This window comes from Mesorhizobium sp. WSM4989 (assembly GCF_029625795.1).
Classification (GTDB): domain Bacteria; phylum Pseudomonadota; class Alphaproteobacteria; order Rhizobiales; family Rhizobiaceae; genus Mesorhizobium.
In genome coordinates this window covers 751196-767370 of record NZ_JARTVN010000002.1, presented here as the reverse complement: position 1 = coordinate 767370, position 16175 = coordinate 751196, and the positions used below count along the sequence as shown (strand labels likewise).

The following is a 16175-nucleotide window of genomic DNA, read 5'->3' as shown; positions in this document are numbered from 1 at the left end:
TGCCCGCCGCTTTGGTAATCCGACAAAAACAAAACCCCGGAGGACCGATCCTCCGGGGTTTATCTGAGCCGCGCTTCAGCACTGGCCGAAGGGGCTCCACTACTCACAGGTGACATCGGCGAGAGTCATCCTGCTCCCGACCTCGCAGAAGGTCAGCTGGTCCTGCAGAGGATCATGCCCAACCTGTCCTCGCAGGCTCCAGAAAAGCCTCAGCGATAGATGATCGGGCAGCCACGCTCGTTGGCGAAGACCACCACCACGCGGTCGCCATACTGACGGCCGGCCACCTTCACCGTTCGCCGGCTGATGTCGACGATGCGGACGCGGTGCAGGCCCATACGCTCGGCCTTGTCGAGCGCGCGGTCCGGCGAACAGCCGCGGCGGCGCCAGTCGCGATCGCGGCGGTAATAGCCATCATCGCCGGTGTAGACGCCGAAGCGCGGATCGTGATTGTTGCCGAAGCCGAGATAGAGGCTGTCCGCATGCGCCGCCGGGATGGCGCCGAGCGTGCAAAGCCCGACAAGGGCCGAAAGGGCTGCCGTCTTGATCTGGTTGAACATTGTCTCTCTCCTTGTTGTGGGCCTCTCGCCCTTGAACGGATGATTGGCGAACCAATGATTACAAAATGCCTTTTTGTGTCTGAACTTTGTGCGAACCGGCCGTTCATGTCCGGTTCATGTGGAAGAAAGGCAAAACCCCTCACCCGAATGCACTTCCAAATCTGACGCGGGGAACGCGTCACCGCGGCCCCAGTTCCCTCGAGTTTCAAGATGCGAAGCCGCAGGCTTCGTCATCAAGATGCGAAGCCGTCAGGGTTCGTCATCAAGCACATAATCAAAATAGTCGTCCGGTTCGGCGAGATCCGTTTCCTTGGCCTTCACCCGGCCGCGGATCGAGATCCCGGCCTCATGCACAGTCTCCGCGCTTCCCGAAACCAGTTTGTGCCACCAATAGAGGTCGTGTCCCTCGGCGATGAGCCGGTAGGCGCATGTCTTGGGCAGCCAGGTGATGGTGCGCACATTCTGCGGTGTCAGCCCGACGCAATCGGGCACGCGCGCCAGCCGGTTGGCATAATCCGAGCAAAGGCATTTTTCGGCGTCGAACAGCCGGCAGCCGACGCTCGTCCAATAGATTTCGCCGGTATCCTCGTCCTCGAGCTTGGACAGGCAGCATTTGCCGCAGCCGTCACATAGTGATTCCCATTCGGCCGGGGTCATGGCCTCGAGAGTCTTGGTTTTCCAAAATGGCGCATTCATGCCGCTGGATTTGGCCCTCCGGGACCTGTCGGTCAAGCACTGCTGTCACAGGACCCATTATCAACATTAGAAAAACACGAAATTGCCTTCAAAAGGCCGGCCGGGCATCCTTGGCTGACAACAATGCCCGGCGGAACCAATTGATGCTGTTGAAAGTTTGGGCAGGGATGGGACCCCAGTAGGAGAAAATCGATATGAAACGCCAACCACGGATTCTGGCAGGTACGGCAATCGGCCTGCTAATGGCATCCGCGCCGTTGGGCGCGTATCCGCTGCAGGCCGATCTCGGCCCTTCGCGGGGGACGCCGTTTATCCTAGCGCAGTCGAACTGCGCCGAAGGCCAATCGGCTGAGGAATGTGCGCAAGGCCAGCAGGGGCAAGCCGAGCAGCCGAGGAAAAAGAAGCGCGAGCAGCAGACGGAATCGGCGCCGACCGAACAGTCCGCCGAGCCCGAGCAGAAGCCGCGCCGGAAGCGGCAGGACCAGCAGCAGTCCGGCCAGGCGGAAGAGGCGGCCCCGGCGGAGCAGCAGCTCAAACCGCGCAAGAAACGCGATCAACAGCAGCAGATCGAGGCAGCCCCTGCCGATCAGGGCGGACAGGCTGCGACTGACGAGCAGCAGCCGCGCAAGAAGAAGCGCCAGCAGCAGACAGAAACCGCACCGGCCGAGCAGCCGGCCGAACAGGCCGCGCCGGCGAGCGACGAACAGCAGCCGCGCAGGAAGAAGCGCCAGCAGCAGCAAACCGAAACGGCGCCGGCAGAGCAGCCCGCCGAACAGGCGGCGCCGGCGAGCGACGAACAGCAGCCGCTCAGGAAGAAGCGCCAGCAGCAGCAAACCGAGACTGCACCGGCCGAGCAGCCTGCCGAACAGGCGGCGCCCGCCAACGACAACACGCCGCAAGACAAGCTGCGCAGGAAGAAGCGGGATCAGCAGCAAACCGAGACCGCCCCGGCCGAGCAGGCGCCGAAGACCGAAGCCCCTGCCGGCGAGGCACAGCAGGCCGAGCCACAGCAAAACAATCAGCAAGCAGCACCGGCCGAAGGCGAACAGCCTCTGGACAAGACCAAGAAGCGCAGACAGACGGTCGGCGAGCAGCCCGGCACCGGTCAGGCGGTGACGGGAGATCAACCTTCGACCAAGCAGCCCTCCAGCGAAGGCCAGGCAACCACCCAGCCCGCTACCGGTGAGCAGCCGGCTGAAGGCGGCGCGAACGCCGGCGCTGCCGCACAGGGCGAGACCCCTGCCAACGCGAACGAGGCTCCCATCCTCGACAGCCAGAAGGATGTCGTTCGCAAGCGCAAGGGCCGCCAGCCGGCCGGCCAGAACGAGAATGGTCAGGCCGGTGTCGAGCAAGGCGGCAACCAAGCTGGACAGCAGGGCGGCAATCAGGCCGAGCAGCGGCCTGCCGCGGTCGATCAGGGGCCGCCGCCCACCGACGACAAGGCGGCCCAGCAGGCGATCAAGCCTGAGAAGCTTGTTCCGGTCACCGAGGAAAAGGGCAAGCGGATCGAGCTTACGCCCGAGCAGGTGGTCCGCGAGCGCCGCCGGCCCCAGGGCGCGGATGTGGTGAAGCAGTTCGGCGACCGCGTGATCCTCCAGTTCAACAACCAGACTTTCGTGGAAAGCAACGAGGCTCCTCGCATTACCCGTGGCGCCAGGGATGTCTATTACGAGGATCTGCCGCGCGGCCGCACCCGCGAGACCGTCGAGCGCGAGAATGGCGTCAAGATCGTCACCATCCGCAACCGCAATGGCGACATTGTCCAGCGTTCGCGCATCACGCCTGACGGGCGCGAATATGTCCTGAGCTATGTCGACGAGCGCTATTACCAGGATGTCGACGACTGGCGCGATCCAGGCGACGACCTGCCGCCGATGCGTCTCGACATATCGCGTCGGGACTACATCCTGGATTCGGAAGAAGTCGAGGATCCGGACGAGTATTACACCTTCCTCGAGCAGCCGCCGGTGGAGAGGGTGCAGCGTCTCTACTCGATCGACGAGGTCAAGCGCTCGGCCCGCGTGCGCGACATCGCCCGGCGTATCGACCTCGACACGCTCAACTTCGATTTCGGCTCGGCGACTCTTTCCGACACCGAAGTGCAGAAGCTCGAAGGCGTGGCCACCGCCATGGACAAACTTCTCAAGAAGAACCCGGCCGAGACCTTCCTGATCGAGGGCCACACCGACGCCGTCGGTACGCCTGACGCGAACCTCGCACTGTCGGATCGGCGCGCCGAGGCGGTCGCCGAAGCGTTGACCAACGCTTTCGGCGTCCCGGCCGAGAACCTCACGACACAGGGCTATGGCGAGGAATATCTCAAGGTGAATACGTCTAGCCCGAACCGCGAGAACCGTCGTGTCGCCATCCGCCGCATCACCTCGCTGGTGGCGCCTGTGGCGAGCAACCAGCAATGACTTCAAGATCCTGAGCCTATTTTCGGAATCAGCGCGACAAGGTTGGGCCCGTCCGGATCCGGACGGGCCCTTTCTCTTGAAATTCAAGAAGAATTGTCCCGCTCATCTCGGCGTGCTCATTGAATCGCCGCATTGCGGCACCCAGATTCCAGTCAGGGCGTTCCCTGCCCTGTCCCGACTCCAGCGGGACGCATGAGCCCCGCCGGCGCCCCTCTCCGGCGGGGCTTTATCTTGAAAATAAGTCCACCTGCCGGAAATACGGCGGAACCCCACAGAGCAATTCCAGGAGAATGCGCAGCGGTTTTCGGAATTGCGTGGATCAGGGCGAAACCGCCCCAGAACATCTCAGGAAGCGTCTCGAACTCGCGTCGAATCCGTCGAAAGGCAGGAAGGGCGCCGCGGAATGAGGCAGCCGCGGGCTGTCAGTAGATCCTTCTGACCTTCGTCGGCGAGTTGGCGAACACTTCGTCCGGCACGAAGAAATCGCCGGCAAGCTGATCCGCCGCGCCTGGCGCATAGACCGAAAAGTCCGTGACGCCCTCGGCCCGCAGCACCTCTTCGTCGATGTAGAAATTGCCGGTCGCCTCGCGCGCCGGCCGCAGGAAGATCGCGCACGCGGCATCGGCCATGATGTCGGGCGAGCGGCTCATCGCAGCCACCGTGGCGCCACCCAGGAGGTTGCGCACGGCGGCCGTGTCGATGGTCGAGATCGGCCATAGCGAATTGACGGCGATGCCATCTTTGGCGAACTCGGCGCTCATGCCGAGCGTGCACATCGACATGCCGAACTTGGCCATCGTGTAGGCGACGTGGTTCTTGAACCACTTGGCCTTCATGTCGAGCGGCGGCGCCAGATTCAGGATGTGAGGATTCTTTGCCAACTTCAGGCGTGGAATGCACATTTTGGACACCAGGAACGTGCCGCGCGTGTTGATCTGGTGCATCAGATCGTAGCGCCTCATGTCGGTCTCCAGCGTGCCGGTAAGCTGGATGGCGCTGGCATTGTTGACGCAGATGTCGATGCCGCCGAACCGCTCGACGGTCTTTGCCACCGCCTCGCCGACGTGAGCCTCGTCGCGGATGTCGCAAAGCACCGGCAGCGCCTTGCCGCCGGCCTGCTCGATCTCTTCGGCCGCGCTGTAGATCGTGCCCGGCAGCTTCGGATGCGGCTCGGCGGTTTTGGCTGCAATCGTTATATTGGCGCCGTCGCGCGCCGCGCGCAGCGCGATCGCCAACCCAATCCCGCGCGATCCGCCCGAGATGAACAGCGTCTTTCCCTTGAGCGACATGTCTCGGCTCCCTCTGCAACAGGGAGGCAACTTGCGCGGCGGGCAGCCGTGGCGCAAGGCCCAACGCACCGGTCGGAGGTTACGCAGCGTCGTGCTGAAAGGGTCTAGACCAGCACCAGCCCTTGCCGCATCGCGATGGCGATCGCATCGGTGCGGTTGGCGGCGCCGAGCTTGATCAGGATCGCGGCGACGTGGAATTTTGCCGTGTGGACGGAGATGTTGAGCCGACGGGCGATCACCTTGTTGGGCGCGCCTTCCGCCAGCAGTGCGAGCACTTCAGCCTCGCGCGGCGACAACGCCGCGCGGGGCTGGTTGTCGTCGGGCGTCTCGTCCTCGGACACCCCCGCGTGGAACTCGCCATGTGCACCAAGATCTGACGGTCCTGAGCGGCTGATGCGATAGCCGGACGCCGCCAAGCGCAAGGCGGCGGCAATCAGCAGGCCGTCGGCGGAGGCCGGCAGCGTCGCAACCACATTGCCGCCCGGCCTTTCATGGCCGGCGCGACGCGACAGCAGCACACATGGCGTTGCCGGGCTCACGGCCCGGCTTTCCGAAGCAGCCACATCGACCAAGGCTACATCCGCCGTTTGACCCATGCTACTCCCGGCGAGGATCGGCAGCAGATCCTCGCTCGCCGCAAGCGCATCGACCAGTTGCTCGGCTCGCGCCGCGTCGCCGAGCGCGATCAGCACCGTCAGCCGGTTGCTTGCCGGCTCCAGTCGAGCAATCGTTTGTATCGCGCTGCTTGCCATCGGCCCTCTCAGCTCAACGGCTTTTCGCCGATGGTGATCGAAACGTCGCGCTCAGCGCCGCCGCTCAAGATACCGAGCGTCACGCTCGCGCCGGCGCTGTCCGGCCCGAGCTTGCGGATAAGCTCGCGCGGCCCATGCACGGCTTCGCCATTCCAGGCGACAATGATGTCGCCGACATGCAGGCCGGCGGCTTTCGCCGGGCCGCTCTCGTCGAGGCTCATCACCATGGCGCCGTGGATGTCGCTGTTGCGGATCGGGTGCAGCCCGGCGCCGAGATAGCCGCGCGCGACATGTCCCTTCTCACGCAGCGTCGCGACCGCCCGCTCGATCGTCTCGTAAGGCATGACCAGCGCCCGCCGGCGCGGCCCGAACAAGAGCATGCCGATCAGGCCGCCCTTGGCATCGAGCACCGGGCCGCCCTCGAAGCGGCCGCCGGTGTTGATGGCCAGATTGATGCGGCGGTCGATCGCGCCGCCGCGCATCGAGCGCCAGGCGGGCCCGACCTCGCCGACCGTGCCAAAGACCGCGAGTGCTGCCCCTTCGCTATTGCCGACGGCGATCGCCACATTGCCGGGGCGCACGGCAGCGGCCTCAGCCAGTTGCGGCAGACCGGCGGCGGCGGAAGCCGGCTTCAGCAGGGCAACGCCCGTCGAAGGATCGCGGCCGGCAAGCTCGGCCTTCACAGTTTTGCCCGAGGCCAGCGTCAGCTCGATCTCCTCTCCGGCTTCGACCGCTTCCTCCGCGGTAACAAAGAAGCCGTCGCGCCAGTGGAAGGCGCTCGCGGTGCGGTGGTGATGCGTAACGAAGCTTGCCAGCGCCGGCGCGGCGGCCGCCGCGACATCGGCAACGGCATCGGAAAAGGCACTGAGATTGAAGTTGCTCATATCGATGATCTCCTGGGTTCTGTGACCCAGATATCGCTCTATGTCGCCGCCGCGGATACTCGCCTGACGGCTAGTCGAGTGCCTGACTGGCCATGTGGTCAGGTCGCGGCAATTGCTGCCGCTCCGCACATATAGGCATCGTTTGCGCCAGATCACACGGGAGCCAACATGGCCTTCGCCGCCGAAAAACTCCAATCCGATGACGCCTTGCTCGACGCCTACTCGGCGACGGTCGCCGACGCCGTCGATCGAATCGGACCGGCCGTCTGCCGCATCGAGCGCATTGGTGCCGGCGGCCATGGCTCGGGCTTCGTGATTGCTCAGGACGGGCTGGTCGTCACCAATTTCCACGTCGTCGGCGACGCCCGCGACGTTCGCGTCACGATGCCGGATGGCGCTTCGCGCGAGGGGCGCGTGCTTGGCCGCGATCCCGACACCGACATCGCGCTGGTGCGCGCCGACGGCAGCTTCGCCGCCATCGCCCCGCTCGGCGATTCCAAGCGCCTCAGGCGCGGCCAGATCGCGATCGCCATCGGCAATCCGCTCGGATTCGAATGGACCGTCACCGCCGGCGTCATCTCGGCGCTCGGCCGCTCGATGCGCGCCTCGACCGGCAGGCTGATCGACGACGTCATTCAGACCGATGCCGCGCTCAACCCCGGCAATTCCGGCGGACCGCTGGTGTCGTCGGCCGGCGAAGTCGTCGGCGTCAACACCGCCATGATCCACGGCGCGCAAGGCATTGCCTTCGCGGTCGCCTCCAACACCGCCAATTTCGTCATTTCCGAGATCATCCGCTTCGGCCGTGTGCGCCGCGCCTTCATCGGCGTCTCTGCCGATACGACCAACCTGCCGCGCCGTGCCGCACTTCTCTCGCAGGTCACGACCAAGACGGCCGTGCGCCTGCGCAGTGTCGAAAAGAACGGCCCCGCCGCGAGGGCTGGCCTGAAGGAAGGCGACATCATCGCCGCTATCGACGGCCGACCGGTCACCGGCGTCGATGATCTCGTGCGCATGCTCGACGCCGAACGTATCGGTCGCGAGACGCTCTGCACCGTCGTGCGCCGCACCGGCGTCAGCCAGGTCGCCGTGACGCCGGTGGCGCGGACGAACTGAGACCCGCTGTCCGGCCTAGCTCCCGGCCGCACCTTTGGCGTATTGCGCCAGGAATTCTTCGCTCGGCGCAATAGGCTTGATCACGTCGATCAGCACGCCGTTGGGATCCTTGGTGATGAAATGGCGCTGGCCGAAGGGCTCGTCGCGCAAGCTGCGCAGGATCGGCAGGCCTGCGGCGACGATGCGCTCATAGACGGCGTCGGGATCGCGGACCTCGAAATTGATCAGCAGGCCGGACGTGCGTCCCCGGCCCTCCTCAGGGATCGTCTCATGGTCCCCGTCGACGATGCCGAGATTGACGCGGCGATCCTCGGCCGACTGCAGATGGACGTACCAGTCGCTGTCGAACAGCACCTTGAAGCGGAAATGCTCGACATAAAAGGCCGCCGTGGCGGCGACGTCGCCGGTCATCAGCACCGGATAATAGCTGGTCGTCTTCATCTTTCTTTCTCCTGCCATCCAACATACAGTCTGTATGTAAGTGCAATTAACATACAGGCTGTATGTATGCAACCAGAGTCTGGACGCCGCTCCAACCGCGACCGCACCGAGGCAACGCGCGCCGATCTGATCCGCGCGGCGCGAAAATTGTTCACGGAAAAATCCTATGCGGAGACGGGCACGCCGGAGATCGTGGCCGCCGCCGGCGTGACGCGTGGGGCGCTCTATCATCATTTTGCCGACAAGCAGGCGTTGCTCGCCGCGGTCGTCGAACAGGAGGCAGCGACCGTCGCAGCGGAGATCGACCGCGCCTCGCCCGCCTCGCTCTCGGCCCGCGATGCCTTGATCTCCGGCTCCGACGCCTATCTCGCCGCGATGCGCGCGCCCGGCCGCACGCGGCTTTTGCTGCTCGATGGGCCGGCCGTGCTTGGCCGCGCGGCGATGGACGAGATCGACAACCGCCACGGCAACCGTTCGCTGCGCGAAGGCCTGATCGCAGCCATGCGCGCGCGCTCGATGGTCAAGCTGCCGGCCGAGGCGCTGACCGCGGTGCTGGCCGCCGCCTTCGATCGCGCGGCTTTGGCCATCGAGGCCGGCGCATCGGCCGAGGAGTATCGCGCCGTGCTGATCGCGCTCATGGACGGCTTGTCTCCGGCTCCTCCTCCGTCCAAACGCCCGGCTCCAGCTCGTTGAAGCAGCCGAGCTGCCGCTTGAACTCGTCGATGAGCCACGACGCCGCCGGCTTGGGGCTCCGGTCGTTGCGGTGCATCGCGTACATCGGCGCACGCACCTCGCGATAAGGCTCGAGATCGAGCTCGACCAGCCGCCCGCTGGCGATGTCGTCGGCAATCAGCCAGCGCGGCAGCCCGCCCCAGCCGAGACCCTCACGCATCAGGGCGTGCTTGGTGCGCACGTCCGTCAGCCGCCAGGTGCGATAGGCAAACACGCCATAGTCGCGGCCCCGCGTCCGCTCCGACTGGTCGGAGACGACAAGCTGGATGTGGTCGCGCAGATCTTCGATCGCAATTGGCTTCGGCAGTTTCGCCAGCGGATGGTCGGGTGCGGCAGCCGGCACCAGCGAGATGAAGCCGATGCGCAGCAGATTGACGTCCGCATCGCCTTGCAGGCCGCCAAAGCCGAGGTCTGACTGGCCGTTGACGACCTGATCGACGATCAGGCCGAGCGAACCGATATAGAGGCGCAGCATCACCGCCGGGAACTGAGCCTCGAAGGCCTTGAGCACCCGCACGAGCGCCGGCGAAGGCAGCGCCACGTCGACCGACAGGTTTACTTCCGCCTCCAGCCCTTGCCTGTAGCCGTCGGCGCGCGAGCGGATGCGCTGCAGCACGCCGATCATGCGCCGCGCGTCCTCCAGCATGGCCTTGCCGACATCGGTCAGTTGCGGCTCGCGCAGGCCTTCGCGCTCGAACAGCTTCAGGCCCAGTTGCGCTTCGAGATTGGCGATGCCGTAGCTCACCACCGATTGCGCCCTGTTTAGCTTGCGCCCCGCGGCTGAGAAGCTGCCGGTGTCGGCCACCGCCACCAGGATCTGCAATTGGTCGAGCGTCGGATTTGGCTGCATGAGCAATCCATATTCTCGATGGGTACCATGCAAATTATACCAGTTTTCCGGATAGAGCCGCAACCCCATATGGCTCGGGCAAGTTCAATCCAACCAAAGGGGACACCGCCATGTCCATACTGCTTGTTACCTCCAGCCCGCGCGGCGCCGCCTCGCACTCGACCCGCGTCGCCACTGATCTTGCTCAGAAGCTGGCCGCCGCCGATCCGTCCAACACACTTGTCGTGCGCGACTTGGTCGCCGATCCGCTGCCGCATATCGATCCCGACTACGCCACCGGCATCTATACCCCCGCCGAGGCGCGCAGCCCGCGTCAGGCCGAGGTGGTCGGCGTGTCCGACGCGGTGCTCGACGAGCTGTTCGCGGCCGACACGATTATCCTCGCCACCGGTTTCATCAACTTCAACATTTCCTCGACGTTGAAGTCGTGGATCGACCACGTCGCACGCTCGGGCAGGACTTTTGCTTATGGTGAGAATGGCCCGAAGGGCCTGGTCGCCGGCAAGAAGGTCTATATCGTTCTTGCTTCGGGCGGCATCTATTCCGAGGGTGCCGCGGTGCAGATGGATCACGCCATCCCCTACCTGCGCGGCGTGCTTGCCTTCCTGGGCATGACGGACGTCGAAGTGATCCGCGTCGAAGGCGTCGGCATGGGCGCCGACGCGGTCACCGCCGCGCTTGCCAAGGCCACCGCCAAGGTGGATGCGATCGCGGCCGCGGCTGCTAACGCGGACGGGATCGCCGTGGCCGCGTAATCATTGCCCTGAGAACGGAAAAACCCTGAGAATGAAAAGGCGGGCGCCGATCGGCGCCTGCCTTTTTTGCATGTTCGTCGAGCCGTGCCGATCTGGAACGACTGTTTCTTCCCGCTGGTGCTGATCACCTCCGGCAATTTGAGGAAACTGCCGCCGGGGCTGACGGTGTTCGTCGGCGAAATTCACCGCCGACTAGCTGTTCACCGGGCTGACACTGGCGGCGCTGCCGATTACCCTGTTCTATATCGTGCCGTCGAGCGGTTCATTGCCGGCATCGCCCAAGCGGTCGAACAGGACGCGGTCGAACAGGGCGCGTTCGGATAGCGAAGAGATCAGGATCAGGGCATCAAAAAGTGGCAAGCCAGAACAAGATCATCATCACCTGCGCGGTCACAGGCTCGATCCACACGCCGTCAATGTCGCCGCACTTGCCGGTGACGGCCGAGGAGATCGCGACCGCCGCTATCGAGGCGGCCGAGGCGGGTGCCGCGATCGTCCACCTTCATGCCCGCAATCCGGTCGACGGACGCCCCGACCAGTCGACCGAGGCGTTCGCCCCTTTCCTGCAGGTCATCAAGCAGCGCTCCAACTGCGTCGTCAACATCACCACCGGTGGTGCGGCGACGATGAGCGTGGAGGAACGCGTCAGGCCCGCGAAAGTCTTCGCGCCCGAGGTCGCCTCGCTCAACATGGGCTCGATGAACTTCGCGCTGTTTCCGATGCTGGAGCGCTTCAAGACGTTCGAGCATGAGTGGGAGCGGCCCTATCTCGAATCGTCGCGCGACCGGATCTTCCGCAACACTTTCGGCGATATCGAGCACATATTGCGCACCTGCGCCGACAACGGCACGCGCTTCGAGATCGAGTGCTACGACATCGGCCATCTCTATACCCTGGCGCATTTCGTCGAGCGCGGGCTGGTGAAGGCACCGTTCTTCGTCCAGAGCGTGTTCGGCATCCTCGGCGGAATCGGCACGCATCCGGAGGACGTCGCGCATATGAAGCGCACGGCCGATCGGCTGTTCGGCAACGAATATCACTGGTCGGTGCTGGGCGCCGGCCGCCACCAACTGCCGATCGCCACGCAGGCGATCGCGCTGGGCGGCAATGTGCGGGTTGGCCTGGAGGACTCGTTATGGATCGGCAAGGGCAAGCTTGCCCGCTCGAGCGCCGAACAAGTAACGAAGGTCCGCCAGATCATCGAGGGCCTCGGCGCCTCGATCGCCACGCCCGACGAGGCGCGGCAGATCCTGCAGCTGAAGGGCGGCGACAAAGTCGCGTTCTGATCCCGGCAAAAAAAGAACCCTGCGGCAACGGCTATCCAAACATCCGCTCGCCCTGCTCGTCGACGAGCTGGATGCCCTTCTTGATCGAGATGTCGACCGCATCGTCCAGCCCGGCGAAACGGTCGGCGCGGATGAAGCGGTGCTCCTTCATCACGCCGTCCACTTCCTTGGAGACGACGCCGCAGGTCTGGTACTGGCCGTCCGCCTTGTAGGGCGTGGCGCTGATCAGGAAGCCCTTGTGCTCGACCTGCTTTGCCGGCTTCGCGGCTCCGGTGTCCGTCGCCTCACCACCGCCGCCGCCGAAAAGACGTTTCAGAAAAGACATAGCGCATCCTCCAACGGCAAATCGTCCTGCATCACATAGCGTGCCGCAGGACGATTTTCACTACAGCATGAACCCGAAAACTGTGCAGCGGTTTTCGGGAAGATCATGCTCACACAAAGATAAACGGGGATGACTTTTGGAAGTCATCCCGCTTTGACGGTCATCGGTCGAGCCAGCAATAGCCCGTTCAGTGCCGGGCGACTCAGCGACGTGAGAGGGCCTCGAGCGCTGCGGCGGCGTCTTCCAGAATGCTGATCGCCTCGGCCTGCTTGTCCTCCGGCGCATCGACGAAATCGCTGAGCGCGGCGCGTAGGCGGTGGCGCAGTGCGCGGAACCGGTCGCGCTTTTCGTGACGGCCGCGCCGGCCGACGTCCTCGCCCTCGTCGTTCCAGCCAAACCAGTCGCGCGCCTTGGCCATCTTGCGGCCGAACCGCTCGAGATGGTCGAGCACGTGATCGATCATCTCGCGATTTTGCTCGAGATGCGCCCTGCCCGCCTCGGTGATCGAGAACACCTTCTTGTTGCCTTCGCTTAACGAGACGGCATAGCCGGCCTCTTCGAGAAAGGTCAGCGTCGGATAGACCACGCCCGGGCTCGGGCTGTAGATGCCGCTGGTGCGTTCCTCCAGCGCCTTGATGATGTCGTAGCCGTGCCGCGGCGCCTCGGCCAGAAGCGACAGCGTGATCAGCTTGAGATCGCCGTCGGCCAACATGCGGCCGGCGCGGAACATGTCGCCCGGACCGCCGCGGCCGCCGCCGCGCATGGCCTGGCCGAAGGGACCAAAGCCGCCGCCGCGACCACCGAAACGACCGGCCATGTGCATGAATATGCGCTGACCGAAATGGTTGTGCCCGAAGGGATTATGCTTGTGCATGGATCGCTCCTTGAGTTCTATCTTACGATATATCTTAGCTAGGTGGCGGGTGGAGTCAAGATATATCTTACGATGCATCTTGGTTGACGCAAGGCGAACTGCGAGGCGGTCGAATGCGCAGCGATCGCCGCGAAAACAGCCTACCAGCGGCCTTTGCGGCGGTTCCAGGCGTAGAGAAGATCGGCAAACCGATCATAGACAAAGCGCGTCAGCCGCAGCACGACCGAATTGCCGAACAGGGTGGCGAGCCATCCCTCGCCAGGCGTGAGCCGCCAGACGGCGATCGCCACATCGGCACCGACCAGCAGCTTGCCCTCGGCATCGGTCGCATGCAGCCGCCGGCGGACATCCTCGAGCGAGGCGCCGAAGGCTGAAAGCGCTTGCGGTTCGAAATTAATGTCGCGGAATTCGACGCGGCCGGACTTGACCGCTTCAATCAGCCGCCGTTTCTGGCGGTTGATGCCGGCATCGCAGACCGGGCAGCGTGTGTTGTACCAGACAGTCAGCAACGGCTCAGGCATCGCGCGACTATCGGCGACCGAGCGCGGCACCGCAATATCAGCATCGAGCCGGGCTGTTTCCGGCGCTCTACCCCAGCGAACTGATGATCTCGCGGTAGGCGAATTCCGGAAACGCCTTCATCGTCCGCGTCCTGACATTGCCGCCCGACGACAACATAAGCGCGAAACGGGCAAGCACGGCATCGTCCGGCGCTTCGACAATGGCGACCATGTCGCATTCGCCCATCGTCAGATAGAATGCCTTGAACGATCCGCCCATTTCACCGAGCAGCTTCTTGGCGGCATCGAGCCGCTTCGGCGACTCCCGCACGTTCTTGGCGCCCAATTCGGTCCAGTTGATAAGCACGATGTAGGTTGTCATGGCACACCTCTCACCGGGAGCCACGGAGCGCGACGCCTGGCAGTTGCGACCGGCGTCCGGGGCGGGCATCCGGCTTGTCGCCCACAAATGCATCCGACCCTGAAATTATCCTCCTGTTGAGCAAGCCCGGCAAGGCGGCATAACAAATAGGTGGAAATGAAAAAGGGCGCCGAGGCGCCCTTTTTCGTATGTTGCGTTTCCGCTCAGCTGTCCAGGAAGCTTCTCAGCTTCCGCGAGCGGCTCGGGTGCTTGAGCTTGCGCAGCGCCTTGGCCTCGATCTGACGGATACGCTCGCGCGTCACCGAGAACTGCTGGCCGACCTCTTCCAGCGTGTGGTCGGTGTTCATGCCGATGCCGAAGCGCATGCGCAGAACACGCTCCTCGCGCGGAGTGAGCGAAGCCAGCACGCGCGTGGTCGTCTCGCGCAGATTGGCTTGGATCGCCGCGTCGATCGGCAGGATCGCCATCTTGTCCTCGATGAAGTCGCCGAGATGCGAATCCTCCTCGTCGCCGACCGGCGTTTCGAGCGAGATCGGCTCCTTGGCGATCTTCAGCACCTTGCGCACTTTTTCGAGCGGCATTGCGAGCTTCTCGGCCAGTTCCTCCGGCGTCGGCTCGCGGCCGATCTCATGCAGCATCTGGCGCGAGGTACGCACGATCTTGTTGATCGTCTCGATCATGTGCACCGGAATGCGAATGGTGCGCGCCTGATCGGCGATCGAGCGGGTGATCGCCTGCCGGATCCACCATGTCGCGTAGGTCGAGAACTTGTAGCCGCGGCGATACTCGAATTTGTCGACTGCCTTCATCAGGCCGATATTGCCTTCCTGGATCAGGTCCAGGAACTGTAGGCCGCGATTGGTGTATTTCTTGGCGATGGAGATGACGAGCCGAAGGTTCGCTTCCACCATTTCCTTCTTGGCGATCGCGGCCTCGCGCTCGCCCTTCTGCACCTGGTTGACGATCCTGCGGAATTCCAGAATCGAGATCGCCGTCTCGGTGGCGAGGTTCTGGATCTCGGCGCGCAGTTCCTTGATCGCGTCCTTCTCGTTCTTTGTGAATTCCTTCCAGCCGCGCGAGGTGAGATTCGCGATCGAGCGGGTCCAGTTCGGATCGAGCTCCGAGCCCTGATACTCCTTGAGGAACTCCTCGCGGCGCACGCCGTAGCTTTCGGCGAGCCGAAGCAGCTTGCCCTCGTTCTGCACCAGGCGCTTGTTGATGTCGTAGAGCTGCTCGACCAGCGCTTCGATGCGCGCGGTGTTGAGCGACAGCGACTTCACCGCCTTGATGAGTTGCTCCTTGAGCTCCTTCAGCCGGCGATCCTGGCTGGGCGAAAGCGTGCCGGCAGCCGCCAGCCGGTTCTCGACCTGCTGGTCCTGCAGCTTGCGAAGCTTCTTGTAAGTGTCGGCGATGACGTCGAGCGTCTCCATCACCTGCGGGCGCAGTTCCGCTTCCATCGCGGCCAGCGACAGGCTTGCCTCGTCCTCGTCGTCTTCCTCTTCTTCCAGCCCGCGCGTGTCGCCGCCGACATTGGTGATGTCGTCTTCTTCCTCGCGCGCCGCCGAGCGGCCGCGCGGCTTCTCTTCGGCCTTGGGCGCTTCCTCGACGCGTTCGACAACGGGCGCCTGCTTGGCCTCGGGGCCGGCATAGGTCGCCTCGAGGTCGATGATCTCGCGGAGCAGGATCTTCGATTCGTTGAGCTCGTCGCGCCAGATGATGATCGCCTGGAAGGTGAGCGGGCTCTCGCACAGGCCCGCGATCATCGTCTCGCGGCCGGCCTCGATGCGCTTGGCGATCGCGATTTCGCCCTCGCGCGACAGAAGCTCGACCGAGCCCATCTCGCGCAGATACATGCGCACCGGGTCGTCGGTGCGGTCGGTCGGCTCTTTCTTGGTGGTCGTGGTGGCAACGGCGGTGCCGGTCTGCTCGGCAAGCTCGTTGGCGTCTTCCTCGGAGTCGGCGCCCGCGTCGCCGCCTTCCGCCTCCTCGCCCTGCTCGTCGTCCTCGACGACGTTGATGCCCATGTCGGACAGCATGGCCATCGTGTCCTCGATCTGCTCGGATGTCACTTCCTCCGAGGGCAGCACCGAGTTCAGTTCGTCCATGGTCACATAGCCGCGCTTCTTGGCGGCCTTGATCATCTTCTTGACAGCATCATCGGAAAGGTCGAGCAGCGGGCCATCGGTGGCGCCTTCACGTTCGGTCTCGACCTCTTCCTTTTCCTTTGTCGCCATTCTTTGTCGTCTCCAAGCGGCCGAATATCGAAGCCGCGTAAGCTGCCGGACCGGTCAAACCGGATGCGCTCGCCCCAGAACG

Annotated in this window: 18 protein-coding genes; 6 read left to right on the top strand and 12 right to left on the bottom strand. The window is 64.1% G+C overall.

All coding sequences use genetic code 11. From position 1 onward, the window contains the following. Window positions 1-209: 209 nt before the first annotated feature. Together P9217_RS16430 and P9217_RS16425 are read right to left on the bottom strand one after the other, a co-directional pair. Entirely contained in the window at window positions 210-560 is a 351-nt protein-coding gene (locus tag P9217_RS16430) for a hypothetical protein (protein ID WP_067326832.1), read from the bottom strand. Between the two features lie 249 nt (window positions 561-809). Then, window positions 810-1256: a YcgN family cysteine cluster protein gene (locus P9217_RS16425; protein WP_066994651.1), complete on the bottom strand. Its 447-nt coding sequence runs from the start codon at window positions 1254-1256 to the stop codon at window positions 810-812. Between the two features lie 194 nt (window positions 1257-1450). On the opposite strand from P9217_RS16425, the gene P9217_RS16420 reads away from it, so the two are divergent. Then, the gene (locus P9217_RS16420; RefSeq protein WP_278087278.1) at window positions 1451-3673 is read left to right on the top strand and encodes an OmpA family protein; all 2223 of its coding nucleotides are present in this window, start codon (window positions 1451-1453) and stop codon (window positions 3671-3673) included. Window positions 3674-4095: 422 nt separating this feature from the next. Here P9217_RS16420 and P9217_RS16415 read toward each other — a convergent pair whose 3' ends face one another. The 3 genes from P9217_RS16415 to P9217_RS16405 all read right to left on the bottom strand — a co-directional run bounded on the left by P9217_RS16415 (window position 4096) and on the right by P9217_RS16405 (window position 6598). Beyond that, entirely contained in the window at window positions 4096-4962 is an 867-nt protein-coding gene (locus tag P9217_RS16415) for an NAD(P)-dependent oxidoreductase (RefSeq protein ID WP_127240549.1), read from the bottom strand. A 104-nt stretch (window positions 4963-5066) separates the two neighbouring features. Further along, entirely contained in the window at window positions 5067-5714 is a 648-nt protein-coding gene (locus tag P9217_RS16410; protein WP_278088297.1) for a helix-turn-helix transcriptional regulator, read from the bottom strand. A gap of 8 nt (window positions 5715-5722) precedes the next feature. Beyond that, complete coding sequence (locus P9217_RS16405; protein WP_278087276.1) at window positions 5723-6598, bottom strand: S1C family serine protease; 876 nt, start codon at window positions 6596-6598, stop codon at window positions 5723-5725. Window positions 6599-6766: 168 nt separating this feature from the next. Between P9217_RS16405 and P9217_RS16400 the strand changes: the two genes are divergently transcribed. Beyond that, window positions 6767-7714, top strand: coding sequence for a trypsin-like peptidase domain-containing protein (locus tag P9217_RS16400; protein ID WP_278087275.1), 948 nt, complete (start codon window positions 6767-6769; stop codon window positions 7712-7714). Between the two features lie 15 nt (window positions 7715-7729). On the opposite strand, the gene P9217_RS16395 is transcribed toward P9217_RS16400, so the two are convergent. Continuing rightward, window positions 7730-8155, bottom strand: a complete 426-nt coding sequence (locus P9217_RS16395) for a VOC family protein (protein ID WP_278054445.1) — start codon at window positions 8153-8155, stop codon at window positions 7730-7732. A gap of 66 nt (window positions 8156-8221) precedes the next feature. Between P9217_RS16395 and P9217_RS16390 the strand changes: the two genes are divergently transcribed. Continuing rightward, entirely contained in the window at window positions 8222-8848 is a 627-nt protein-coding gene (locus P9217_RS16390; protein WP_278087274.1) for a TetR/AcrR family transcriptional regulator, read from the top strand. Here P9217_RS16390 and P9217_RS16385 read toward each other — a convergent pair. Then, the gene (locus P9217_RS16385) at window positions 8790-9737 is read right to left on the bottom strand and encodes a LysR family transcriptional regulator (protein ID WP_067326806.1); all 948 of its coding nucleotides are present in this window, start codon (window positions 9735-9737) and stop codon (window positions 8790-8792) included. The genes P9217_RS16390 and P9217_RS16385 overlap by 59 nt on opposite strands. A gap of 110 nt (window positions 9738-9847) precedes the next feature. Between P9217_RS16385 and P9217_RS16380 the strand changes: the two genes are divergently transcribed. From P9217_RS16380 to P9217_RS16370, 3 genes are all read left to right on the top strand, one after another. Then, window positions 9848-10492: an FMN-dependent NADH-azoreductase gene (locus P9217_RS16380; protein WP_067326803.1), complete on the top strand. Its 645-nt coding sequence runs from the start codon at window positions 9848-9850 to the stop codon at window positions 10490-10492. A gap of 84 nt (window positions 10493-10576) precedes the next feature. Further along, on the top strand, window positions 10577-10816 hold the full coding sequence (locus tag P9217_RS16375; RefSeq protein WP_067326800.1) for a hypothetical protein: 240 nt from the start codon (window positions 10577-10579) through the stop codon (window positions 10814-10816). A gap of 29 nt (window positions 10817-10845) precedes the next feature. Further along, complete coding sequence (locus P9217_RS16370; protein ID WP_067326797.1) at window positions 10846-11778, top strand: 3-keto-5-aminohexanoate cleavage protein; 933 nt, start codon at window positions 10846-10848, stop codon at window positions 11776-11778. Between the two features lie 31 nt (window positions 11779-11809). Here P9217_RS16370 and P9217_RS16365 read toward each other — a convergent pair whose 3' ends face one another. The 5 genes from P9217_RS16365 to rpoD all read right to left on the bottom strand — a co-directional run bounded on the left by P9217_RS16365 (window position 11810) and on the right by rpoD (window position 16093). Further along, complete coding sequence (locus P9217_RS16365) at window positions 11810-12103, bottom strand: HlyU family transcriptional regulator (protein ID WP_067326794.1); 294 nt, start codon at window positions 12101-12103, stop codon at window positions 11810-11812. A 202-nt stretch (window positions 12104-12305) separates the two neighbouring features. Then, entirely contained in the window at window positions 12306-12977 is a 672-nt protein-coding gene (locus tag P9217_RS16360; protein WP_278087273.1) for a PadR family transcriptional regulator, read from the bottom strand. Window positions 12978-13117: 140 nt separating this feature from the next. Continuing rightward, the gene (locus P9217_RS16355; protein ID WP_189413658.1) at window positions 13118-13498 is read right to left on the bottom strand and encodes a DCC1-like thiol-disulfide oxidoreductase family protein; all 381 of its coding nucleotides are present in this window, start codon (window positions 13496-13498) and stop codon (window positions 13118-13120) included. A 67-nt stretch (window positions 13499-13565) separates the two neighbouring features. Next, complete coding sequence (locus P9217_RS16350) at window positions 13566-13859, bottom strand: GYD domain-containing protein (protein ID WP_066994615.1); 294 nt, start codon at window positions 13857-13859, stop codon at window positions 13566-13568. Window positions 13860-14062: 203 nt separating this feature from the next. Next, entirely contained in the window at window positions 14063-16093 is a 2031-nt protein-coding gene (gene rpoD / locus P9217_RS16345; RefSeq protein WP_066994612.1) for an RNA polymerase sigma factor RpoD, read from the bottom strand. Window positions 16094-16175 lie beyond the last annotated feature (82 nt).

What these genes read in the sequence shown, in the direction of transcription:
- P9217_RS16430 (WP_067326832.1), bottom strand. Translation starts at nt 560, where the DNA reads ATGTTCAACCAGATCAAGACGGCAGCCCTTTCGGCCCTTGTCGGGCTT.
- P9217_RS16425 (WP_066994651.1), bottom strand. Translation starts at nt 1,256, where the DNA reads ATGAATGCGCCATTTTGGAAAACCAAGACTCTCGAGGCCATGACCCCG.
- P9217_RS16420 (WP_278087278.1), top strand. Translation starts at nt 1,451, where the DNA reads ATGAAACGCCAACCACGGATTCTGGCAGGTACGGCAATCGGCCTGCTA.
- P9217_RS16415 (WP_127240549.1), bottom strand. Translation starts at nt 4,962, where the DNA reads ATGTCGCTCAAGGGAAAGACGCTGTTCATCTCGGGCGGATCGCGCGGG.
- P9217_RS16410 (WP_278088297.1), bottom strand. Translation starts at nt 5,714, where the DNA reads ATGGCAAGCAGCGCGATACAAACGATTGCTCGACTGGAGCCGGCAAGC.
- P9217_RS16405 (WP_278087276.1), bottom strand. Translation starts at nt 6,598, where the DNA reads ATGAGCAACTTCAATCTCAGTGCCTTTTCCGATGCCGTTGCCGATGTC.
- P9217_RS16400 (WP_278087275.1), top strand. Translation starts at nt 6,767, where the DNA reads ATGGCCTTCGCCGCCGAAAAACTCCAATCCGATGACGCCTTGCTCGAC.
- P9217_RS16395 (WP_278054445.1), bottom strand. Translation starts at nt 8,155, where the DNA reads ATGAAGACGACCAGCTATTATCCGGTGCTGATGACCGGCGACGTCGCC.
- P9217_RS16390 (WP_278087274.1), top strand. Translation starts at nt 8,222, where the DNA reads ATGCAACCAGAGTCTGGACGCCGCTCCAACCGCGACCGCACCGAGGCA.
- P9217_RS16385 (WP_067326806.1), bottom strand. Translation starts at nt 9,737, where the DNA reads ATGCAGCCAAATCCGACGCTCGACCAATTGCAGATCCTGGTGGCGGTG.
- P9217_RS16380 (WP_067326803.1), top strand. Translation starts at nt 9,848, where the DNA reads ATGTCCATACTGCTTGTTACCTCCAGCCCGCGCGGCGCCGCCTCGCAC.
- P9217_RS16365 (WP_067326794.1), bottom strand. Translation starts at nt 12,103, where the DNA reads ATGTCTTTTCTGAAACGTCTTTTCGGCGGCGGCGGTGGTGAGGCGACG.
- P9217_RS16360 (WP_278087273.1), bottom strand. Translation starts at nt 12,977, where the DNA reads ATGCACAAGCATAATCCCTTCGGGCACAACCATTTCGGTCAGCGCATA.
- P9217_RS16355 (WP_189413658.1), bottom strand. Translation starts at nt 13,498, where the DNA reads ATGCCTGAGCCGTTGCTGACTGTCTGGTACAACACACGCTGCCCGGTC.
- P9217_RS16350 (WP_066994615.1), bottom strand. Translation starts at nt 13,859, where the DNA reads ATGACAACCTACATCGTGCTTATCAACTGGACCGAATTGGGCGCCAAG.
- rpoD (WP_066994612.1), bottom strand. Translation starts at nt 16,093, where the DNA reads ATGGCGACAAAGGAAAAGGAAGAGGTCGAGACCGAACGTGAAGGCGCC.